We start from the raw sequence: 23768 nt of genomic DNA on the forward strand, positions 1-23768 counted from the left end.
GGGTGATCCCGCATAGAGAAAGCCGCCCCAAGCCTGGAAAATCTAATTTGCCCGAGATGTCCGGAGGAAATACCCCGCAGCCCCCAATGCCCCCACCGTCTGATCCGCCAGAGGGAGGTGCTGCGGGGGTGCCTACGCCCGGGGCAAAGGCAGCCGGACCGGCGGGGTCCACTGGGGGCATGGGGGCGACGGGAGCCAGCAGAGTCGCGGCTTCTTCATCTGGCATGGGCATGGCATCCACCGTTCCGGCGGCGGTGATCATGCCCGGTGGGCTGCCCAGCCAGCGTGGTGGGGCGCGGCGATTTTGGCGGAGGTGGTGGAAGTGGGGGCTGGCTTTGATGCTGGTTGCGGGGGGCGCGGCTGCGGCTGCACTGGTGGGACGTCCGTTGTACCATGCATGGGAGCGCCGCGAGGCCTCGGCGATGGTGGCGCAGGCCCGGCATCATCTGGATGCCGAGCGGTGGGAAGAGGCATCGAAGCTCCTGGGCGAAGCGTATCAAAAGTCCCCCGACCAGGAGGACGTGTTGCGCGCCCTGATGGAGCTGGTGCGGCGCACGAGTCCCAGTGCGGAGCGGCAGCTTTTCTTTTTACGCCAGCTCAGCGCTGGCGGGCACTCCACGGCTGAGGACCAGGTGCGGATGGCGGAGAGTCATCTGGCATTACGCCAGCCCGACGAGGCCAGGCAACTTCTGGACAAGATGTCCCCGGCGGAACGTGAGGGGCGCTATGGGCTGGAACTGCGGTCATTGCTGGCACGGGCGGATGGCAGGCAGGCCGAAGCCCAGGCGCTGCTGCGCCGTTCTTGGGAGAAAGCACTGGAAGACCCTGAGTGTCGGCTGCGTCTGGCGACGCTCGATCTGAGGAATCCGTTCAAAGAGGTGCAGCAGAGGGCGGAGGACCAGGTATGGTCGGTGGCACGTGGGAAGGATCGTGCGGCGTTGCTTGCGATCGAGTTGCTCTCAGGGCAGGCAGGCGTTGCCATCCCGCTTACTCCTGCGCAGGCGGATGAACTGTGGAAACTGGTCCGTACTCATCCCTTCGCCTCCCCGAGGCGGGAGCTGGCAGTGCTGGGGGCATATGTGAAGGCGAGGCCGGAGAGGCGCGAGGAGATGATCGAGGAGGAGGCCACCCGGCTGGAAGGGCGCCCGTTGGAGGATCGCATGGATTTCCTGCGCTGGCTGGCGACGGGCGGCGACCATGAGCGCTTTCTCAAGCTGGTGCCGCGCGACAAGGCGCTGCTGATGCGGGAGCTTTTTCCCCTCTATGTGGAGGCGCTGGCCGCCTCCGGCCGCTGGCAGGACCTGAAGGAGGCCATGAGCCGTACCTCGATCATGCCACTGAATGCGGCGGAGAAGGCCCTGTTGCAGGCGCGTCTGGCGCGTGGGCTGGGCGAGCCGGTGGAAACGGTGAAAGGTTATTTCCGTGAGGCCTGCCGTCATGCCGGGGCGATGCGGGACTACCGTGGGTTGTTGCGGGCGGCGGCGTTCTCGGAAGAGGCGGGGTTTGCCGATGTGGCGCTGGAAGCGTACCGTTCTGCTGCCGCGTCCTCGAAGGATCCGGCAGTGATGGAAAGACTGTTGCAACTTCAACAGCAGCGGGGGCAGGACGCCGAGTCAATCCTGCTGACAGTGGAAGATCTCCTCAAGGCCCAGCCGAAATCCCGGGAGCAGCATGCGGCGCGTTCTTACCTGAAACTCCTGCTCGGGCGGGAGATGGAGGTGTGCGCATTCGAGGCCAGGCGTAGTGAGGCCGAGGGGTTGCTGACGGCCAATGCCGCGGCGTTTGTGAGGGCGTTTGCCGCCTATCGCGAACTGGATCCAGAGCGCGTGCGTTCCCTGGTCGCCAAGGTGGATGCCGAAGCGCTGCCCACCGGTCAGAGAGCGGTCCTGGCTGGTCTGCTCGCCGATTGTGGGGAGACCGCGAGGGCATTCGCGATTGCAGAGAAAATTTCTCCGGTGCTGTTGATGAAAGAGGAGGCGGCGTTTTTGAAGAAGGCCCTCTGATATCCCGTTGGAATTCACGCCGGACGCTCGGTCACCCAGTGACGGCGTCCCCACGTGATTTGGCGGGTTCACTTCGCCCGACGCACCTGAAAGAGTTCCCCCTGTAGTTGGAGAATTTTGTTCTCAACTTCACGAGCTTCCATCTCTGCACGGGTGGCTTGGGCTGGGGCGGAGTGGATTTTTGCAGTGGGGCGGCGGGCGGTCATCCCTTCCGCACGTGCGCGAATGGCAGCCAGTCGATTTTGGTACACTGAAATTTCCCGCTCATAGGCCAGGATCAATTCGGTGCGGTTTTTCTCACGCGCCTGTGTGGCCACTTCCGCGGGGCTGGGCCCAGTGGGGACCGGAGAGCTCGGGCTGCTGGTGGTGGCCCACCGGGGCGACGATGCCGTCTCAACGACAGGGCTCGGCTTGAATGGGCGGAGGCTTTCCAGTTGGTTCTCGACTCCCAGTTGCACCAGATCCCGCAAGCCGGGTGGAAGGAGTTTGCCTTCCACGCGGATGATGCCTTGGGAATGGGTGAATCCCACGCCTTCCGGCATGATGCTGGTGATGCGGGCGTTGATGAAGAGGCGGTTGTCCTGCAGCCGCAGTTCCGGGATGGTGGTGAGCATCAAGCGCTCGCGGGTGGACTGGAGTAGCTTGAGATAGTCGAGTATTTCGGCATCAAGTTGCTTCTCCACTCCCCGGCGAAGCTTTTTGGCCTTGTCGGTTTCTTCCAGGGTCGCGTAGCAGCCGCCGAGGTTCACATGCAGCCCGTTCCAGGCCGACATCCGCTCTTGGGAAGATGCGATGAGAGCTTGGGCGTTTTCAAGCTGGTGCTGCACCGTACGGAGGTCGTTGCGGTGAATTTCCAGGTCCACTTCTCGGAGAGCCAGAGTGCCGCCGACGACGAGGATGAGGGGGATGAGGGCTCCGGCGGAGATGTGACCCAGCAGGCTTTCAGAGGCCATGGAAAGGGGGCTTTGAGGTGGGGAATGCGGTGGTGAGATCGCTTTACCGGGGTGCAGCTGCCGCTGCGGCGGGGGCATTGTCTGTTTGCGGAGCACTGGGGGGGTCGAGTACCGCTGCATTGGCGGTGACGTGTGCCCGGTACGCGGCAAAATCAGCGCGGACTTTCTCCAAGGTGGTCGTGGCGGACTTGTGATGTTTCCGCGCGTCGGCAGCCTCCTGCGTGAGTTCTTCCATCACCCTTGCCATCACGATGCGGGCCGAGTTGTGAGTGATGGCGCTGGACTTGCTGTTTCCCGCGAGGGCGAAGTTGTTGATGTCGGCCAGTACCTCGCCCTCAAGTTTGTGTTCTTCCTCTGCCAGGTCGTCTGCGCGACGCTCCGCGAGCTCGATTTCCCTCTTCGTGGCCTCGATGCTGCGAACGAGATGTTCCCTTTGGCTGCACGAGGTCAGCACCCCAAAGAGGGGCAACAACAGCATCAGACTGACGTGGAGAGTGCGGGATTTTTTTTGGGCGAAGCAGGCCTTCGCTGGGGGGCTCGGCATGCGGTGCCGTAGCGCAAAACTGGGCAAATGTCAACGGGCGTTGTAGGGGGTGGCCTTATGGATATGCGGCGGCGCGCCTATTGAGACTGGTTTCATTTCTCCCGGATTCATCTCCCCACGACAGGCGAGCGACCTCTCCCAATCAGCGCCAGCTTGGTAAACAGACTCGTGCTGATGGAACTCCAGAATCCATAGGCCACCCAGGGGTAGCTGATCGCGTTGACCAAGATCGTGAAGGCAAGGGGGGGCACCCTGCCGGAGCCAGGGGTGAAGGTTCGTGAAGTTGACGTCGTCCCCACCTGAGAGGCAGCCGGGAAACAGCGATACTCCAAGCCAGGCGGTGGCTTTTTGCGAAAGGGGCGATGGTAAGGCTACATGGGCGTCAGAGTCATGCGGCATTCGGGGAATGCGGCATCACGTCAGGTCCAACGCGGTCTAACACCAATGGGCGCCGCGCGTGTTCACATACACGCTGTAGAGAGATTGACTGGCGGTGATGAAGAGACGGTTCCGTTTTGGCCCGCCGAAACAGATGTTGCTCCCAGTCTCGGGCAGGCGGATAAGGCCGATGAGCTGTCCCTCAGGATTGAAAATGTGCACGCCGTTGTAGCCCTCGCCCGCCCAACCGGCGCTGGCCCAGACGTTGCCATCGACATCACAGCGGACGCCGTCGGAACCGCCGTCTTTCAGGCGGTACTGTTCCTCCTTGTTCCATGAGCCGCGTGTGTATTTGGGCCCGCCTTCATAGAGTTGCCAGTCCGTGTTGGCGTTGGCGACAAACACGCCTGCTTTTCCAAGCTTGCTGCCATCGCTCTGGAGGTCATAGACGAGGATGTTTTTGGCGGAGCCGGTGTCCACGACGTAGAGCTTCTTGTAGTCGGGGGTGAAGCAGAGCCCGTTGGGACGCTCGGCGTCGTCGCAGACTTTTTGCACCTTGCCGGAGGGGTCAATGCGATACACGGCGGTCTTGAGTTGGAGCTCACCCTTGTTGCCTTCATAGTCGCCCATGCTGCCGTAGCCGGGGTCGGTGAACCAGACGCCGCCATCGGGGTGGACGACGACATCATTGGGAGCGTTGAAGGGCTTTCCATCGAAGGTGTCTGCCAGCACTGTGACCGTGCCGTCCATCTCATAGCGGGCCACCCGACGGGTGCCGTGCTCTGCGCTGACCTGGCGACCGTGAGTGTCAAAGGTGTTGCCATTGCTGTTGTTGGAGATGCGCAGCGTGCTGACATGTCCGTCCTCAGGCAGGTAGCGCATTTGGGCGTTGTTGGGGATGTCGCTCCAGACGAGGTAGTTTCCGGTGCCGTTCCACGCTGGACCTTCAGCCCAGAGGCAGCCAGTGTGGATCCGTTTGATGGGGGTGTTGCCGATGAGGTATTTGTTGAAGCTGGAATCGAGCGCGACGAGGTCCGGGTCCGGATAACCAGCAGGCTCGGCATGGGGGCCGAAATCACGGGCGATGGCAGGGGTTGCGGCGGCTAGGGTGGAGAGGGAGAGGAAGGAGCGACGATTCATGGTGAAAGGGATAAATGGGCGGGAGAGTTTGAGGAGCCCCTGAGGGCGTCTTAGAAAATCGGGTGGGGGAAGGGGTGTCGAGACAAAAAAAACGGGGGGTAGGTGCAGAGGTCTTGCTCTGAGGACGGGCTACGGGTAGTGATGGAGGAGTTTTTTGCACTTTTTCGCCGAAGCTATGATCCTCTACCGCACTGCCCAAGGTCTTGTCGTTGAACGTGATGGTCGGTACCATGCGGTGCCTGTGGGGGATTGGGATGAGGTTCTGAACCAGGAAAACCTGGCGGCATGGTTGCGCGGATTGGACGCGGAGGTTGCTGAGCCGACGCCGGGGTCTCTGCAGGCTCCACTGGGGGCGCAGGAGGTGTGGGCTTCCGGGGTGACTTATTACCGGAGTCGGAATGCACGGATGGAGGAAAGCAAGGACGCGGGTGGGGCTGATTTTTACCAACGGGTCTATGAAGCGGATCGACCGGAGCTATTCTTCAAAGCCACGCCGTCCCGCGTCGTGGGCCCTGGTGGGGTGATGCATCGCCGCCTGGACTCGAAGTGGATTGTGCCCGAGCCAGAGCTGACGTTGGTGATCAACCGGCGCGGGCAAATAGTGGGCTACACTTGTGGCAATGACTTGAGCTGCCGTGACATTGAGGGGGAGAATCCGCTGTATTTGCCGCAAGCGAAGGTCTTTGCCCGCTGTGCGGCGCTGGGCCCGGGGGTGATGGTGGCGGAGAGGCCGATACCCACCGAGACATCGATTCTTTGTGAAATCTGGAGGGGAGATGCGGCGGTACCCGTATTCCGTGGGGAAACAACACTGGCACAAATGAAGCGCACGCCAGAGGAGTTGGTGAGTTGGTTGTTTAAGGAAGAGAGCTTCCCTGCAGGCTGCTACCTCATGACTGGCACGGGTGTTGTGCCGCCGGATGACTTTTGCCTCAAGCCAGGGGATGTCGTAAAGATCACAATCGATGGCATTGGGACTCTCGTGAACGTTATGGATTGAGTTTTTGCCAGGCCGTGGTGAGATAGGTGTCGAAACAGAGGGGATGCGAACCGCCTCGTCATGCTGATCCGCTTGTGTCATACCTATAACCCTACCTGGGCGTATCTGGCGAAGGCACTGCTCGGGGCGCACGGGGTGGTAGTGAGTGTGGTGCATGAAGAGGCGATGCACCTGTATGCACCAGGATCGATGATGCCGTGCACCCTGTTGGTGGAAGAGGAGGACTGGGCGGACGCGGTCGAAATCTTGCGGGCTGAGCCAGTGGAGGTGGATTCCGCACCCCTGCCGCCGCCATTGCCAGGGGCTGGCATTGATACTGAGGCAGAGGGAGAGGCGGGGGCTCCAATGACGGCGACACGTTCCCGCGCTGTGGAGGGAGAGGTGGAGCCTCGGGAGCACTATTTCCCGGATTTCGGGGCGTTTTTGACGGCGCAGGTGTTGGGAGGTGGGGCGTTGGGTGTTGCGGCAGTGTTCCTGGGAGGTCTGCGCAGTGAGGAGGAGGTTAGATGGCTCAAGGCTGCGGGGCATGAACTTGCTGCCCTGGATCTCAGCTATGCGATCAACCTTTTGCTTGGGCACGTCATCACGACCCCGTTGATCATTGCCATGGTGCCACTTTGGGTGTGGTTTCGGCATCAACACAGGGCGGTTTACAGGCTGGATGAACTCAGACGGGAGGCCGCCGAATTGGAGGAGGAACTCCAGACGATGCAAGGAGAGAACCGTGGTACGGATCTCTGATGGTGCGGGTGTGGCTCATCTGGTCTGTTCTGTCAGCGCACACCATGGGCTAGTAGTGCCGGGCTTTGGGCAAAATGTCCTCCGCATTTGGAAACCGCTCCGGACTTTCGACATTCGCTGCTTGAATCCGGTGTTGCCCCGGAGAGACTTGATTCACCATGCCCATGCTGCCTACTGACGTCCGTGTTGTTTCCGCCCAGATCTATTTTTTGCCGGTGACGCTGCGAGTGCCGCTGAAGTTTGGACCCGAGACGACGACGAGCGTGGTCTGCCTGCGCACGGCAGTGACGGTGAAGGACGAGTCGGGGAAAACGGCGGTGGGCTGGGGCGAGACACCACTCAGCGTCTCCTGGACCTGGCCGTCAACCGTGACGACCGTGGCGGAACGCGGACGGCGCATGCAGGAGTTTTCCCTGGTGCTGGCAGAAAAGCTGGCGGCGTTTGACCAGTGGGGGCACCCCTTGGAGATTGGGTATGATTTCCAGAAAGTGGCTTTGCTGCCAGCAGTGGCGGAACACAACACGAAAGAGGGCGGAGAGCCTATGCCCTATCTCGCAGCGCTGGTGTGCCTGAGCGCATTCGACATCGCTGTGCACGATGCGTATGGCAAGCTGCACGAGCGGGACATCTATGACTGCTACGGTCCGGAGCATGTTTCGCGGGATCTTTCCCAGTTCGTGGAGCCCGCAGAGAAGAGCGGGGTGTCTTTCAAGGGGAGATTTGTGCAAGATTTCCTGGTGCGCCCGGCTCCGACGATGCTGCCAGTGTGGCACCTCGTGGGAGGGTTGGACCCACTGGAGACGGCAGATCTGACGGGGAGTGAGCCAAACGACGGCCACCCGGTGACTCTCCTGGATTGGATCGCTCAAGACGGGCTGACCTGCCTGAAGGTGAAATTGCGTGGGACGGACTCTCGCTGGGACTACGAGCGGCTCCTTCGTGTGGGCCGCTTGGGGCTTGCGAACGGCATGCGCTGGATGAGCGCAGATTTCAACTGCACGGTGGCGGAGACGGGATATGTGAATGAGATTCTGGACCGCCTGCTACGCGATGAGCCGGAGATCTATGCCCGCACCCTGTATGTGGAGCAGCCTTTCGCCTATGAACTGGAGCACGACATGCTGGACGTGCGCAGTGTCTCCGCGCGCAAGCCTCTTTTCCTGGATGAGAGTGCACACGACTGGGAATTTGTGAAACTCGGCCGATCACTGGGCTGGAGCGGGGTGGCCCTCAAGACATGCAAAACCCAAACGGGGGCGCTGCTGAGCCTGTGTTGGGCCAAGGCGCACGGCATGCCGCTTATGGTGCAGGATCTCACAAATCCCATGTTGGCCATCCTGCCGCATGTGCGCCTGGCGGCCCATGCTGGGACGATTCAGGGCGTGGAGTGCAATGCGATGCAGTTCTATCCCGACGCAAGCCTGCCCGAGGCCGCGGTGCACCCCGGAATCTACGCGCGACGTGGGGGCACCGTGGATCTGAGCACGCTGGGTGGCCCCGGAATGGGGTATCGACTGGAAGAGATGGTGAGGGAGCTGCCCGAAAGTTGCTCATAGCCTATCCTCTTCGTCGAAGAGCTTCGACGGATCGTGCCATTTGAGCTTGCCGAAGGCTGACCCGCGGCACGTACTCTTCCCTAGGGGAAGCGCGCGGGCAGGGGTGGAAAGGGGTGTCTGTGGCACCATATGGCCAGTTGCTCCCGTCAGGGGCTGAAAATTCGTGCAAAAAGCTGTCGAATTTCTAATATTATTCTTTCGGAATCGTTCAAAACACGAAGAGGCGATGCGCCCCGCGCTCACGGCCCTTTGGTTTGATTTTCTCCGACCATCGCATTGACACACTGATAACCCAAAATGAAAACCAACACCCTGCTTCTCGGACTCGGCGTCGCCGCCCTGTTCGGAACGATGACGGTCTCGGCTGCTACCACCCGCGTGTGGACGGACAGCCAGGGCCGTAAAGTCGAAGCCACCTTCGTCAAGCTGGACGGAGACACGGTTTACATCCAGCTGGCCAACGGCACGGTCTTCCCCCTGCCTCTGAACAAACTGGCTGCGGAAGACCAGCAGATTGCCAAAACCCTGCCCCCGGCGGAAAATGCGAACGCCATGATGGCAGTGCCGACCAACGCCTCCGCGGCTCAAGCGGCGGCGAAGATCGACCAGCTCGTGGAGATGGGCCTGCAGAAGGGCAACATCAAGATGGCAGAAGCTCACAAGAAGCAGGCTGTCGAAGACATGAAGGCGGGCAAGCAAGCCAAGCCCTTCCAGCCGGTGGGCCCCAACCCGCTGATGTCGGACGAGCAGTTCGTGCGTCGTGTGTACCTTGACGTCGCGGGTCGCATCCCGAACTACGAAGAGACGATGGCTTTCCTGAAGGACAATGCCGCCGACAAGCGAGCCAAGCTGATCGACAAGCTTCTGGAGAGCGATGGCTTTTCCAGCAACATGTACAACTATCTTGCGGAAATGCTCCGCATCAAGGACCGTCTGGACGGTGCCGACTTCGTGCGTGGTACGCCTTACATCCAGTGGATGAAGGACGAGATCAAGAAGAACGAAGGCTGGGATCAGATCGTTTACAAGATGATCACCGCCGACGGCAAGGCTTGGGACAACGGTGCCACTGGTTACCTGCTTCGTGACTCGGGGATGCTTTTGGACAACTTGGCCAATACCCTGACGGTATTCCTCGGTACGGACGTTTCCTGCGCCCAGTGTCATGACCATCCCTTCTCGGACTGGACCCAGCGCCAGTTTTACGAAATGGCGGCCTTCTTTGGTGCCACCAGCACGCAGATGGGTAACAAAGACTTCCCCAATGGCAACCCCACCCGGAAGCTGATTGAGGACGCCTCCCAGATCATGGAGAGCAATGGTGTGGACCCGCAGCGCTACCGCAACCTGCTTGGCAACGTGCTGGGGGCGAACCGCTACCTGGTGAACGATGTGAGCGAAAATCGCCTCAAGCTCCCACATGACTACAAGTACAAAGACGGCAACCCTGGCGATGCCGTGGCTCCGAAGCTGATCATGTGGAGCGAGAAGGACAAGAAGAACCCGGCTTACGATGTGGTCAGCGCCGGTGTCAAGAAGAGCAAAAAGGACGAAGGCGGCGTGAAGAATGCGGAAAACCTGCGCGACAATTTCGCGAAGTGGATGACGCATCCCTCGAACCCGCGTTTTGCGATGACGATCGCGAACCGCCTCTGGGCTCACACCTTTGGCATGGGCCTGACGCCGACCGTTCGCAACCTCGACCATCCGGAGGAGGCTTACAACCCGGAACTCCTCCAGCACCTGTCCAACGAGATGGTGCGTGTGAAGTTCAACATGAAGGAATACCTGCGCATCCTTTACAACACCAAGACCTATCAGCGCGAGGCGACGACCGCTGAGCTGGCCATGGGTGAGCCCTACTACTTCCAGGGTCCGGTGCTGCGCCGCATGAGCGCAGAGCAGGCTTGGGACTCCTACATGACCCTGGTGATGGGCAACCCGGACAGCGTCAAGAACAACGAAGCTGATCTCTACATGCGCTCCATCGACATGGACCTTACGAACCCGAAACTCACCGCCACCGACGTGCTCCGCAAGGTGAACGCCGTGCAGGAGATCGGCAAGAAGCAGAACGCCATGATGATGGCTGGGGGCGGCCTGGAAATGGCCGGCAAGGACGACGAGATGATGGAAGGCAAGGTCATGAAGTACGGCAACATGAAGCTCATGCGTGCTTCTGAGCTGGAGCAGCCCGCCCCTGGCGGCCACTTCCTCCGCGAGTTCGGCCAGTCTGAGCGTATCCTCATCGACGGCGGCTCCAAGGAGGGCAGTGTGCCCCAGGTGCTGATGATGATGAACGGCAACGCGCAGAAAATGCTGACGGATCCGACCTCTCTCATCTTCCGAAACATGGAGAAAGTCAGCTCCCCCGCCGACAAGGTGGAAGCCATGTTCCTGAGCATCCTGAACCGCCGCCCCACGCTGCGTGAGAAGGACATCGCTAAGAAGCAGCTCGGTTCCAACGGCGACGCTGGCTATGCCAACATGATCTGGGCGCTCGTGAACACCCGCGAGTTCAGCTTCATCCAGTAATCCAGAGCCATTCAAACAGACGGAGGGGCGGCTGCCCGCCAGGTGCCCCTCCAGTCTTCCTGGTTTCCCTCCTCGTTTTTTCTCTCACCTCCCGACCATCTCCTTCAACCCTACGAAAGGTTTTTTCCCATGAAGAATGCGTACCTCAAGCTCGATCCGGCTTCCCGCCGTGAGTTCATGCTCCGCACGGCCAAGGCTGCGCTGGGCGTCAGCGTCCTCTCCGGACTGGATAACGAGGCTTTCGGCGCTGCCGAAGCCGCCCCTACAGGCAAGGGTGGCAAAGCCAAAGCCGTGATCTACCTGTACATGGGTGGTGGTATGAGCCACATTGATACGTTTGACCCGAAAACGGGTGAGACGAAGGGTTTCAAAGACCCGATCAGCACAAATGCTTCTGGCATTCAGCTGGGTGGCTACATGACCAAGATGGCCAAGCAGGCTGACAAGATCTCCATCGTTCGCTCCATGTCCTCCAAGACGGGCGTGCATGAGGCGGGTACTTACATCATGCACACGGGCTATGATCCTCGTGGCACGATCGTTCACCCCACGCTTGGCTCCTGGGCTCAGCACTTCAAGGGCCGTTCCCATGCCACGCTGCCCTCCAGTGTGACCATCGGTGCTGGCACCGCCAACGCGGGCTTCTTCCCACCGGCGCTGGCTCCCGTGCCGATCAGCAGCCCGGAATCCGGCCTGCAGAACGCCAAATCCAGCGTGACGGATGACATGTTCAAAAAGCGCGTGTCCCTCATGAACGAGTTTGACAGCGCCTTCCGCGACAAGTTCCGCAGTCCTGAAGTGCGTGCGTACACCGAGTTCTACGACGAAACGATGAACCTGCTCACGAGCAAGGATCTTGAAGCCTTCGACCTCACCAAGGAAGACGCCGCTACCCGTCAGCTTTACGGGAACGGCTTCGGCCAGGGTTGCCTTCTGGCTCGCCGCCTCGTGCAGAGCGGCGTGCGCTTCGTGGAAGTTCGCTCCGGTGGTTGGGACATGCACAACTACATCGATGAAGCGATGGAACGCACCGGCAGCGGCATGGACAATGCCTTCGCAGCGTTGCTTACAGACCTTCAGCGCACGGGCCTGCTTGACTCCACCCTCGTGGTGCTGGGCTCCGAGTTTGGTCGTACGCCCAACATCAACGAGAACAGCGGTCGTGACCACTACCCGAAGGTGTACTCCACCGTTTTCGCAGGTGGCGGCGTGAAGGGCGGCTATGTGTACGGTTCGTCCGACAAGGACGGCAAGGAAGTCGCCGACAAGCAGGTGACGGTGCAGGACTTCATCGCCACCATTGGAGCAGCCATGGGCCTGCCGGTGAGCGAGGTGGTGATGTCCCCCTCCGGTCGCCCCTTCACCGTGGGCGACAAGGGCAAGGTCGTCGGCGACATCTTCGCATGATGCCAGGCTTAAGCCTTTGCTATTGATTCAGTCAGTTAGTTAGTCAGTCAGTCATAGTTAATTGGGGTTCAGTACAACACCCGGTCGAAAGGCCGGGTGTTTTTTTGTCTGGTGGAGTCGATCAGAGCTGGGAAGGCGTGATGCAGCGGAGGATTCTGGTGTCTCTGAAGAAGGGGGGGCGATCCTAAAACCGGGTGGAGATCCCCCTTCCGTTTCGAACTTTGGACCGCGAATCTTGAATCCTCATTGCAGATTCACAGGCTTGATGTCATGGACATTGTCATGAAGAAAAAAGCACCGGCCAAACCCGCAAAGAGCAAGCTCGTCTATCAATTTAGGGTTTCGCTGGATGGATCAGAGCCGGAGATTTGGAGAAGGATCCAACTGCCGGAGGAATGTACCTTCTGGGAATTGCATGTAGCGATCCAGGACGCCATGGGTTGGCAGGACTGTCATCTTCACGAGTTCGAACTGGAGCCCGCCAAGGGGACTCGCTTGCGAATCGGGATGCCTTCAGAGGAAGTGGAAGATGATGTCGAGCCCGGGTGGAAGGCAAGCGTCTCAGAGCACTTGAATCGCCCGGGTGATCTGGTGAGCTACCTGTACGACTTTGGAGATGACTGGAGGCATACGGTCCTGCTAGAAGGGGTGCTGCTGGCTGAGGCGAAGGCGGAATACCCCGTCTGCATCGGCGGAAAACGGGCCTGTCCGCCGGAGGACTGCGGAGGGGTGTTTGGCTATGCCAATCTGCTGGAAGCACTCGCAGATGAGGACCACCCTGACCACGAAGAATTGACTGAGTGGATGGCGGAGAACGTGGAGAGCGCCAAAGCTTTCGATCCGGAAGCCTTTAATCCTGCCAAGATCAAGTTCGGCAATCCAGCCAAGCGATTGAAGCTGGCGACTGGCGGAAAGTAGAAACTTCCGTTTCTTTGAGGGTGGTCGCCAGCCCGCTCTCTGCAGCACACCCCATGGGACAAGGTTGTTGCCTCGTCCGCATGGGGCCTGGGTTGGAAGGTGAAATGGGACGCTTGTCCAGCAGGCACTCGTCCCATTTAAGGTTGCTCTTGGTCCCTGCGGCGTTTGGCTTAGCGCCGTCTGCGACGCATCAGCAGAGCCATCGAGGTGATGGCGAGGAGGATGAGGCGGGAAGGCTCAGGGACGACCACGATGCTGATGATGCCCTGCGTATAGAGTTCGCTGGTGTCCCATTCGAGGCTTCCGTTCAGGGTGGGAAGGAGGAAGGTGTCGAAGTAAGAGTAGGTATGGTCTGGATAGATGACCTGAGTCCAGTCAATGAGCTGCCAGGAGTCACCGGCCTGCCAGGTGGCGGAGGTGCCAGTAACATCGCGAACCTCGAGCGTGCCGCCAAGGATCACATCATACGCACTGACAAGAACAAGACGGTCGTTGTGAGAGCTGTCATTGGCCCCGGCAGTTCGGTCGAAGATGTCGAATTGCACCGTGCCGTTGAGGGTGATGTAGCCGCTGGAAATCTGACCGTAACCCCCGCTTTTAAGGGTGAGGGTGGAGGCGCTACCTCCTGAGGCTGCATTGGCGTTGTGGGTGGTGCCGACAAAGAGGCGTGCTCCTGCCTCGACAGTGATGTTGATGACCGGGAAGCCGGGGTCAGACATGTTGGGGCCGAATCCGACAGTTCCCGTACCGCCCAGGGCCGCCCCGCTCTGAACCAATACGGAGCCTTTTCCGGTCGCTGAACCAGTGGTGTTGGTCGCAAGCAGGATGCCGCTGCCCACCGCGGTATTGCCAGCGTAGGTGTTGGCACCCGCCAGTGTCAGGGTGCTGCTGCCGGTCTTTGTCAAACCGTAGGAGCCTGAAATCTGAGGTTCGACCACGATGTCTCCGCTGCCTCCAATCGTCGAATCTGCGGCAAGCTCAACTGTGGTCAGGTGCGCGTTGGCGACGGCGTTTCCGCCGCTGATGGTGACCGAAGGGGCCTCTGTGTATCCATTGCCATGGTCAGTGATGACAAAGCCATTGAGGATGAAGTTGCCATCCACTGCAGTGGCCGTGGCACCGGTGCCTCCGCCGATGGTGATGGCAGGCAAAGAGATGTAACCAGTGCCGGGATTCACCACGTTGATGCCAGTGACCCTGAAGTTGCTCGCATTGCCAGCACCAGTGGGATTCGTTCCGGCGACGAGGACTGTCCCGCCCGTAAATGAAAGGGTGGGGGTGTCGGTAAATCCGCTGCCGGGATTGGTGATGGTGATGCTGACCACACGGCCAGAGCCGTCCAGGTTGGCGATGGCTGTGGCCCCTCCGTTAAGGGTGACAGTGGGAGCCACGCTGTAGGTGGTGGTTCCTGATGTGATAGTGTAGGAAGCGGTGGTGACACCCAGAATGGGAACGACCACAGCTCCTGTGCCACCGCCGCCAGTTACAGTGGCGACGCGATTCGTGAGGCTGAATCCTGTCCCTCCGTTGGTGATGGAAAAGCTGGAGTTGCTCAGTCCCAGGTTGGCCGTGGCAGTGGCGGCGGTGCCTCCAGCCGGGGGAGGGGAGATGCTGACCGTGGTGCTTGCAGACCAGCCGGTGGAAGTGACTGTGTTGACGCCCAGTGCGGCCACGCCGGTGCCGATTCGCACAGGAGTGGAGCCATTGTTCACCAGGGCACCGTTGTTGTTGATTCCTGAACCTGACAGGGTGATCACTTCCTGGATTCCCGTCTGGCCATTGAGATCCAGCACGGCTCCGGACTGCACTGTGGTGCCGCCGTGATCGCTGGCAAGAGATGACCCGGCACCGCCCAGCGCATGGACATCCCCGAGCACCACGGTGCCACGAACGATGTTGGTTTGCCCCGTGTAAGTGTTTGCATGGCTGAGGACGAGCAGGCTCGCGCCGTCCTTGATGAGGGCAAGGTTGTTGTTGGCTCCGTTGTCGCTGGTGCCTGTTCCGGAACCGGTCCCGCCCAGGGAGCCGTCGTAGGCTTGATGGTCCTCGCTGTTGATCTGGAGGATGCTGGTGCTGGTGGTGCTGCCTCCGATGACAGCATTGCGGTTGCCGGTGCCTTGGGTGCTGATTCCGGCGATCGTCTGGGAGAATCCATTCAACTGCAGTGCTCCGGAATTGGATCCTGAACCGAGGATGACGCTGGTGCCTGTTGGCAGGCGGTCATTGCCTGCGTCGGTGCGGAGAATCCCATTTTCAACACGGGTGATGCCGCCATAGGTGTTGCTGCGGGAACTGACGGCCAGAATGCCATTGCCTGACTTCACGAGGCCGCCCGGACCACTGATGTTTCCGGTGATGCGGAGTGTGGAGAGGCTGCCAACAGCAGTCCCGTTGTCCACCTGGATGCGGGCCAGCGTCTGGAGCACTACCTCATTGGCAATGATGGAGGTGGGGTCCTTGCCGTAGTTGGTGGTGGACTGGTCGCTCAGTCGAATGGCACCCGTGTTGTTGAAGCCATCGCCGTTGACGTAAATGCGCCCCCCCACAATGATGGGGAAGCTATCGGCTCCATCATCATCGATGTTATAGGTGCCTCCAGACTCGACCGTGATGGAGGCGACATCATCGAACTGCGGACTGTTCATGCGCAGGGTGCCGTTTTTGATGACAATGTCCCCTGTGAATGTGCTTCCGGATGTGCCGACGATCAGTACTCCTGGCCCGGTCAAGGTCAGCGTGCCGGTGCCAGTGAGTCCGGCCCCTTCCAGGGCCTGATTTACTGACAAGTTGAAGGTGGCCCCTGTGGTGCCGATGGTGATGACCCGGTTGGCCGCGTTGAGGGTGCCGAGCGATCCCGCTGTGAGGTTGATGGTGCCACCGTTGATGAAGATGTCAGCCGTGGCGGCTCCGAGGTTGCCTGCGGCGGAGACGGAGACGGTGCCGCCATTGATATAGGTGGCACCGGTGTAAGTGCTGGTTCCGGTGAGAACGAGGGTGCCGTTGCCGGTTTTTGTCAGGTTGGTGAGGTTTGCTGCAAGTAGATTGGAATGGATCGTGAGCGTGCCGGCGGTGCTCTGCTGATGGACAAAGAGTTCTCCACCCGTCGCCGCGAGGGTGCCACGGGTGGTCGTGCTACCGATGGTGGTGTTGCCCACACCTGAAGCCATGAGAATGCCACCGTTTTCCAGGATCAGGCTTCCGGGCGTCGTAGCGTTGAATGTGATGGTGGATCCACCGGTGATACGTAGGGAATGAGTGGTGGCGCCCCCGCTTGTGATCGCGGTGTTGCCCGCGAGGCTGGTGTGCAGACCTGAACCAAAATTGGTGGTGTAACTGCTGGCAGCCAGTCGGGCGATGCTGCCGGAGCCATCGTTCACGGCCCAGTCATTGCCTTGGAAGGTGGCGTATCCGCCAAGGATGCCTGCGGAGTTGTTTTGCGTTGTGGTGTTGATTGTCGCAATGCCGGCACCATTGCTGACGGTGGAAAAATCAATGGAGCTGCCCACGGTGCGGGTGATTTCACCGACATTCAGCGTGACGTGTTGATCCTGGCCAGAGCCAAGGGTGAGCCGACCTCCTCCGCCTGAGAGCCGGGTGTCATTGCCCAAAACCAGCCCGGTCACGTACTGGATGGTGCCACCGGTCTGGCTGCCTTGAAGACTAAGTGAGCCGCCGCTCAGAATGAGGGAAGCCGTGCTGCTGAGCTTGTCCGTGTTGTTTGTGGTGTAGTCGAGGCTGAGGGTGCCGCCGTTGACCGTGGTGGTGCCGGTGAAGGTGTTGTTGCCACTGAGGATGATCGTGCCGCTGCCGTTAATCGTGAGGGTATCGGCATTGTTGGTGGTTCCTGTGGCGCGCTGTATGCCGCCAGTGATGGCTACGGCGCCACCTGCTGTAGAGGTTAGAATCAGGCCTTTGGCCGCGGCGCTATTCGTGCCCAAGATGATGTTACCGCTGTAGGTGACGGTGCCACTGATGTTGATGCCGCCCACGATGGGGTTTCCGGTATTTCCAGACTGCAGGCGGACGTTCCGGCCAATGGTGACGCCTGCGGTATCGATCAACAGGGCGGAATTGCCCGCACCGGATGTGTTCCCCACGAGTACGTCGCTGGTGGCGTTGCCCAAAGCTCCTGCGGAGCCACTCAAGGCGTTGGCGCTGACAATGAGCCGGCCCGATGTGATCGTGGTGGCTCCAGTGTAGGTGCTGGCTGCACCGGCCAGGACCAGGGTGGTGTTCCCTCCTCCCACTGCAATGCCTCCGGTGCCGCTCAGGACACCGGAGTACAGGTAATAACCCGCGAGGGTGGAGGTGATGCCGGCTGTCTGCTTGATGTTGCCAGCCCCGGAGATGGCGCCCATGGTCTCTCCGTTGTTGCCGAAGTCGAACGTGGCTCCGGCGAGGACATTCAGCACGGCGGAACCTGAGAAGAGGTCGTCAGCACTGGAGCCGTTGAAGCGAACGGTGCCTGTGCCCCCAATATTGAAGGTCACGTTGCCAAGTGCCCCCATGTCCCCAATGTTGAGGAAGGTGGTGGCGCTGTTGTTGATGAGATTGAGGACGAGGCCGGTGCCCGAACCGCTGCTGCCGTAGGTGATGGAGTCCGCGAGGGTGAGGGTACCGGTGCCTCCGTTGACATAAGTCACCTTGGTGCCGTTGGTGTAGGCCTGCGTGCCGGAAAAGAGGAGGGTTCCAGAACCGTTGTGGTTGACCTGACCGTTGGTGCGCCAGGTGACCGCTGCGGAGAGGGTCGCATTGCCACCCGCGCTTACGTTGATGGAAGGTGTGGCCGGTGCAGGTGAGGCGGTGAGTTCGAGCGCATTGGTACCAGCAGCGCTCGCAATGTTGACGGTGCCCGACGTGTTTTGGAAGTCGATTTGGCTTAATACAAAATTTCCAAGATCGTTCGTCGTGGTGTAGCTGGAGGATCCGCCAAACGCGAGTTCAGTTGCGTTGTTGCTTGTCGGGATCACCGTCAGGGGCCAGTTGTACTCCTGGCTCCACGTGCCGGTGGAACCCATCCAGGTGTGCTCTGCCGCCTGGATGCAGGCCGTCTGAAAAGACACCATTGAGGTGGTCAGCGCCAGCGCCAGCCACGCCTTTCCTGCTCCACCCCGGATGTCTGAAAGGCGTTGGGAAACTCGGTGGAGTACCGCACAGTTTTGATTCGGAACTAGTTTGGTCGGGAACGAACGGATTAGGGAAAGGGGCATTACCCCGCCGCAAATAGGGAGTCCTCACTCTGACGCATCCGACGAAACTGTCACAGCAGTGGCGGGGCGGGAAGAACGTAAAAATGTGCACAGGTCACTGAGACCGATTGACGTATGAAAGGAGTTAAAGGTTTTGCTGTGTCAGTCTAGTTGAAAAACAGGTGGGAACTAGGGTGATGGAAAAATCGTTGTGAATGACGAAATCGTGATGCGACGGCCGGGGCGTACATCTGGAGCGGATGAGTTTTTGCCGTGATTCAGTGAGATTTTTGTGAAGCTTGCGGCTTGGCGCAAGAGAGGCTTTTCTTCTCTTGGCATGGGTGATTTTCATCGCTATTTTTCAATGCATTCACGATGCTTTCACACAGGAGTGACTACTTCGTCACATGACGAGCGGCAGAATCTGGTGTGGAACGAGGAAACGATGGATAGGCGGGGGGATGCGACTGATCACCGGAGTGGGCCTGATTGTTTCCCTGACTGCCGCTGCAGGGGCCGAAGTTCTGACGGCGATCCTGTGGAGAGTGAAAGGCGGTGAAAATGGACATCATGGCAGGGAGCGGAATCAGCTGCCCGTTGCAGGAAGCAGGGCGCTGAGTTGTCTCACAAACCTCATTCTTTCGGCCATCGTCGTCGTTTCGGTGTCGGGATTGATCCTGCTGACCACAGTTTGGATGGCGGGGAGCAGCGCTGGGAGGCTGATCCGGGGAAGGCGTCCAGCTGACTACCGCTTGAGCCAAATTGCCCCGGTGATTACGAAAGTGGAAAGTCAGCGATTGCTGCAAGCAAAAAGGGCATCTCCGCCGCGGCGGAGATGCCCTCATTCGATACCTGGCAGTGGACTAGAACGGAAATTCGAATCCGTTGACAAAGAAGCTGCCCGTGATCCCGAGGTTCAACAGGATGTCGCTGGATGCGGGGGCAGTCACGAGGTTGTTCTGCGTGCCGAATGCAGAGAAGGTGGCGGCCGCATCCTTGAAGAAGTCGAACCCGTATTCCACATGACCAAAGATCAGGTTGTTGTCGAGTTGGGTGACCGCGATTGTAGCTGTCTCTTCAGCGGAGATCTCGAGGAAGGTCGAATCAATGTAGGCGTCTTCTGCTACGGTGTTGTTGTATACCTTGACGTTCACGGTGCTGTCGCCCCACGCGAAGATGTCGATGGCGGAGTCACCGATGTAGTCGGTAAACTGGTTGCCAGCGATGGTCAGATCCAGAATGCCGTCTGATGCGGAGTCACCCAAATGGGCGTCGATGACGTCGTCCGCGAAGTCGCCACTGAAGAGGTTGTTCTCGAACTTGGCGATCAGCTTCCCAGCAGAGTTCCCGTAAACATTGAGTGAGATGACATCCCTGCCGAACTCAGCCTCCACAATGTTGTGGGCAAAATGGATGGCGAGAGTGGAGTCATCATGCTGCTCGACATACATCAACTGATCGATCTCATTCGAGAATAGGTTGTTTTGGATGTCTGCGGTGAGGGTAGATTGGTCGTAGGAATAGAGATCAAATTGGTTTTCCCAGACATCGCCGAGGAACTGGTTGTTCTTCACGATGAGGTTGAACTTGGAATCGTCCGATACATCAGCCCCGAACATGTATTCCACCTCACTGGAGGAGGTGAAAATGTTGTTCGCGAAGGTGGAATTCAGCGTGACATTGCCCTCGGTCCAGAAGATGAAAGGAATGGAGAAGTCGCCGGTGACCTCGTTGTTTGTGAAGTTGGTCGTGACCAAGCCGGAGCCGTAGGCACTTGTGGCAAAGAGAGCGTAGCCCTCCCCCCCAAACAGGTTGTTTCGTACGTCGAGGGTGACGTTCAGTGTGTCGGTGAGCAAGTTACCCTCGGCAATGAGGCCGATCGAGTTGAACACATCACGGAATTCGTTGTTCTCCACCACCAACTGATGCGGCTGTTCGTCTTGCACGTAGAAGGTGACAGCACCTGCTCCCTCCTCAAAATTGGATTCTCCGATGTCGGAGAAGAGGTTGTGACGGATGAGGGCGTTGGAAGTGGTGATGCCGAAAATGGCTATGCCGAAATCTAGGATGCCGTTGCGGAAGTCATAGCCTTCCACGATGAGGGTCGGGCCAAAGTAGGAGATGATACCGCCATAGAGCACGGGGCGGGCTGTATTGCCGCCGAAGGTGCGGCCGTCCAACCCGACGATGGGCAGGTAGCTGCTGGTGAAGCGGGTCATTCCGGCGGTTATGGCATTGTCGTTATAGTCAATGCCTGTGCCACCCTGAGTGTACACGGTCCAGAGGCGGGAGGTGCCAAGGCTGTTTTGAGCAGCGAGGCCAGCACCTTCAGTTAGGGTATCGACGGGATTCTCCGCCGTGCCGTCGGCTCCGTTTGCAAAGGTGTCGCCAGCCTGGATACCGTTGCCCACTGGGCCTCCGTTGTTCACGAAGACGATGTCATCAGCCAGAACGATCTTGCCCGGGGTCTGTGAGACTACCTTGGTGACCTTCTGCACACTGGTGGAGGTTTTCGTGTCCACATCCACGGTGTTGGCGACCTTGATGGCGGCATTCTGGCGATGCACGGGCTCAGCCAGGCGCTCGGCGAGGTGGCGCCGACGGGGCTTGAAGGAGTCGCCAATGCGGCCCCAGAAACCCTTGCCATCGCCCAGATCCCCCAACTCGAAGGGAAGCTGAAGCTGGACACCAGCGGTCCAGTCGCTGCCGGTGAGGCGGTCGTCCTCGTACCAGGTGCCGGTGAGGATCACGGCGGGGACGGGACGGACTTCCACGCCCGCCTTCCAGCCTTCCACATTGCCGGTGCCGCCGGTCTGCGGGCCGAAGGGCTGGTTGTCAAAGCTGTAGTAGCCGCCGATGAGGCGGAGGTCGAAGTATTTGTCGAGCCCGGGTACGAGTACGGCTACCTCCGTGTCCCAGCCTTCCATGCCTTCTTCATAGCGGCTGAAGAGTCGCTCGATGGTGGTGGTGGTGGTCGTCGTCGTGCGCTGCGTCCGGTAGGAGACGTCCTGAGACACGGTGTTGCCCGTGGCGTAGGGGTCGCTCAGGGCGCTGACGGTGGTGGTATCGCGACTGGAGGAGTTGCGCAGGATCTCGCGGGTGCGGGTCTGCTCGGCGAGCTGCTTGTCGGAGAGGGGGATGTAGTAGTTGCCGCGAACTTCGAGGTAGCGGGTGCCGGCTTCGATGCCCACACCAAGCTGCCAGAACTGGTTGTTGGCCTCTGTATCGAGCATGTCTATGAAGAGATTGGCTCCGACGAAGAAGCCTTCTTCAAGAAAGCTGGCCTGAGGCGCATCCTTGCGGGTGAGCGCGGAGACGGGCTGGGAGCCGAAGAGGTGACGCCATCCCAGGCCGAGGGAGGCGGCGATCTCGCCACCCTCACCCGAGGAGGTGTAGGGCTCGAGGTAAATGACGTCGCCGGAGAGGGTGGCATCCGCACCCAAGGTGCTGAAAACAGGGGCAACGATGGAGAAGTTGCCCTCCGTGTACACATCGCTGGTCTTTACCCCGCTAGTGACGGTGCCCAAGTACATGGGATGATTCTCCTGGACCGGCACAAGGTTCGGGTTCTTGACCGGGTTTTTGTCCAAAGGCCCTGCAAGGGCGGCCGGGCCCAAGGCAAAGCCAAGGGCGAGGAGCGGGGTGGCGGTGACCAGCGAGCCCAGGAGCTGCGCCCAAGGGGCGCGCCTGGAACCCACATGATGAGTGCGCGGGGAGGATGTATTCAAGCGGGAGTCGAGATGGATATTGCTGATGCCAGATGGAGACCGGACTGGATGGACCCGTCTCATCCCCGAGGCGGAGGCACTGCCGGGAATGAGCCGGGCGGCTGCAACGAGTCATAACGGGACTGGTGCCAACGTTCCTTCCACGCCTATTTCGTATAATACAAGCGAATGCATCAATAGTTTCGCAAAATTTACGCAGGGTTTGATTGTGGCCTGGAGAACTAAATGTGGGAACCAATTGTGAGTGATACGAAGGAGAATGGAACAGCTTTAGAGCAACGAAGTTCGAGGTAAGGAGCCCCGAAAGGGCGAGTGGTGGGGGTGTATAGATGCTGATCGAAAATAATTATTGCAGCCGAAGGCGTTAGTGCTCCAGGTTTTAGGAAAGAAAGAGCTCTGTGTGCCCCTTGCTCCCCGAGCTTGCGGTTGCGGGATCGACGCGTATTTTCTCTAGTGGAGCCCACCCCTAGCAGCGAACCCCAGGCTATCTACATGCACCGGATGTCGATGATGGATGTCTGCCCTTGGGCGATGTGGACCCTGATGGTTTTGGTGGTGATTTTGCTGCTGATGTTGTTGTGGCGGTTCATCCAGATCCGGGCGACCGCGCCTGGGACGTTTTATTTTGGAGTGTGTGCATCATTGTTCTTGCTTGCTTGCGCAGGCGTCTTGCATGAGCTGGCTGTGTATATCGGTGATTTTCATTGGAGGGATCAGGAAATTGGGGAGCCGGAAATTGCAAGACGTTGGGAGGTGTTTTTGTCGACAAGTTGCAATTTTGTTGCCTTCGCAGCAGCCGGTTCATCCCTGTTTGTGGTGCTGGGCTTGGGAGCGACGGCGCTGTACAGGTTGGTGGGCTGGCCCAAGGCGGCTGATGCGGCATGATCGGAGAAGGATATGCGCATACGAGTGTTGAGCGACTTACACCGCGAGTTTGGTCCGACGGCGATTCCTCCCTTGGAAGCGGAGGTGGATTTGGTGGTGCTTGCCGGGGACATCGCGACCAAACAAAATGGGCTGCCATGGATTCGTGAGTTTTGTGGCAGGACGCCAACGGCGTATGTATGCGGGAATCACGAGTTCTATGGCGACAGGTATCCGCGGGTGATTGAGCGCCTGCAAGAGGCAACCCAGGGGACCCCTGTGCACGTGTTGGAGAATGGCTTTTTTGAACTGCAGGGGTGGTTCGTGTACGGCTGCACCCTCTGGACGGACCTTTCTCTCCTGGGGCCGTGGCAGGAAGGGGCCGCACTGGCGGCGGAGAAGATGAATGACTACAAGCGGGTGCGGAACTCCCGGGTGGGATATAGGAAATTGCGCCCGGTGGACACGCGTGCGGCGCATCTGGAAAGCGTGAGGAAGATGCGGGCCTTTTTTGAGTCGCATGATGCACGCCGCACCGTGGTAGTGACGCATCACGCCCCGTCCCTGCTCTCCCTGCCGGAACATGGACGGGCGAGGCCGATCAGCTGCGCCTATGCCTCACAACTGGATGAACTCGTGCTGGAGCACCAGCCGAGGTTGTGGATTCATGGGCATATCCACCACAACAATGACTACTGGATTGGAAAGCCCCGGGTTCTGGCAAATCCTCAAGCTTACCCGCAGGATGTGAATGCGGGGTTTCAGCCCGGGTTGGTGGTGGAAGTCGAGGGAACCTGAGTCCTGCTTCCTAC

At 59.6% G+C, this 23768-nt stretch carries 14 protein-coding genes; 9 read left to right on the top strand and 5 right to left on the bottom strand.

Annotation, left to right across the window (positions count from 1 at the left end):
- Positions 1-86: 86 nt before the first annotated feature.
- Positions 87-2003 (top strand): tetratricopeptide repeat protein, encoded by a 1917-nt coding sequence (locus tag VSP_RS10330; RefSeq protein WP_198141358.1) that lies wholly within the window; start codon positions 87-89, stop codon positions 2001-2003.
- A gap of 68 nt (positions 2004-2071) precedes the next feature.
- Here the strand turns inward: VSP_RS10330 and VSP_RS10335 are convergent, their stop codons facing one another.
- The 3 genes from VSP_RS10335 to VSP_RS10350 all read right to left on the bottom strand — a co-directional run bounded on the left by VSP_RS10335 (position 2072) and on the right by VSP_RS10350 (position 5018).
- Positions 2072-2956, bottom strand: coding sequence for a hypothetical protein (locus tag VSP_RS10335; protein ID WP_009960464.1), 885 nt, complete (start codon positions 2954-2956; stop codon positions 2072-2074).
- Positions 2957-2999: 43 nt separating this feature from the next.
- The gene (locus VSP_RS10340; RefSeq protein WP_009960465.1) at positions 3000-3500 is read right to left on the bottom strand and encodes a hypothetical protein; all 501 of its coding nucleotides are present in this window, start codon (positions 3498-3500) and stop codon (positions 3000-3002) included.
- 435 nt (positions 3501-3935) lie between these two features.
- Positions 3936-5018 carry an SMP-30/gluconolactonase/LRE family protein gene (locus tag VSP_RS10350; protein WP_009960467.1) on the bottom strand — a complete coding sequence of 361 codons (1083 nt, stop codon included), beginning with the start codon at positions 5016-5018 and terminating at the stop codon, positions 3936-3938.
- 175 nt (positions 5019-5193) lie between these two features.
- Here VSP_RS10350 and VSP_RS10355 point away from each other — a divergent pair, with 175 nt between their 5' ends.
- From VSP_RS10355 to VSP_RS10380, 6 genes are all read left to right on the top strand, one after another.
- Positions 5194-6018 (top strand): fumarylacetoacetate hydrolase family protein, encoded by an 825-nt coding sequence (locus VSP_RS10355; protein ID WP_009960468.1) that lies wholly within the window; start codon positions 5194-5196, stop codon positions 6016-6018.
- Positions 6019-6078: 60 nt separating this feature from the next.
- Positions 6079-6759, top strand: a complete 681-nt coding sequence (locus VSP_RS10360) for a hypothetical protein (protein ID WP_009960470.1) — start codon at positions 6079-6081, stop codon at positions 6757-6759.
- Between the two features lie 158 nt (positions 6760-6917).
- Positions 6918-8315 (top strand): enolase C-terminal domain-like protein, encoded by a 1398-nt coding sequence (locus VSP_RS10365; protein WP_009960471.1) that lies wholly within the window; start codon positions 6918-6920, stop codon positions 8313-8315.
- A 297-nt stretch (positions 8316-8612) separates the two neighbouring features.
- Positions 8613-10850, top strand: a complete 2238-nt coding sequence (locus VSP_RS34825) for a DUF1549 domain-containing protein (protein WP_009960472.1) — start codon at positions 8613-8615, stop codon at positions 10848-10850.
- Between the two features lie 129 nt (positions 10851-10979).
- Entirely contained in the window at positions 10980-12257 is a 1278-nt protein-coding gene (locus VSP_RS10375) for a DUF1501 domain-containing protein (protein WP_009960473.1), read from the top strand.
- 282 nt (positions 12258-12539) lie between these two features.
- On the top strand, positions 12540-13175 hold the full coding sequence (locus VSP_RS10380; RefSeq protein WP_157210829.1) for a plasmid pRiA4b ORF-3 family protein: 636 nt from the start codon (positions 12540-12542) through the stop codon (positions 13173-13175).
- A 170-nt stretch (positions 13176-13345) separates the two neighbouring features.
- Here VSP_RS10380 and VSP_RS10385 read toward each other — a convergent pair whose 3' ends face one another.
- Together VSP_RS10385 and VSP_RS10390 are read right to left on the bottom strand one after the other, a co-directional pair.
- A complete protein-coding gene (locus VSP_RS10385) occupies positions 13346-18241 on the bottom strand; it encodes a beta strand repeat-containing protein (protein ID WP_009960475.1) in 4896 nt (1631 codons plus the stop codon).
- Positions 18242-19227: 986 nt separating this feature from the next.
- Positions 19228-22092 (bottom strand): inverse autotransporter beta domain-containing protein, encoded by a 2865-nt coding sequence (locus VSP_RS10390; RefSeq protein ID WP_157210830.1) that lies wholly within the window; start codon positions 22090-22092, stop codon positions 19228-19230.
- A 453-nt stretch (positions 22093-22545) separates the two neighbouring features.
- Here VSP_RS10390 and VSP_RS10395 point away from each other — a divergent pair, with 453 nt between their 5' ends.
- Together VSP_RS10395 and VSP_RS10400 are read left to right on the top strand one after the other, a co-directional pair.
- On the top strand, positions 22546-22977 hold the full coding sequence (locus VSP_RS10395) for a hypothetical protein (protein WP_009960477.1): 432 nt from the start codon (positions 22546-22548) through the stop codon (positions 22975-22977).
- Positions 22978-22989: 12 nt separating this feature from the next.
- Entirely contained in the window at positions 22990-23754 is a 765-nt protein-coding gene (locus tag VSP_RS10400) for a metallophosphoesterase family protein (protein WP_029190332.1), read from the top strand.
- The last annotated feature ends 14 nt before the right edge of the window (positions 23755-23768 follow it).

The organism is Verrucomicrobium spinosum DSM 4136 = JCM 18804, assembly GCF_000172155.1.
Classification (GTDB): domain Bacteria; phylum Verrucomicrobiota; class Verrucomicrobiia; order Verrucomicrobiales; family Verrucomicrobiaceae; genus Verrucomicrobium; species Verrucomicrobium spinosum.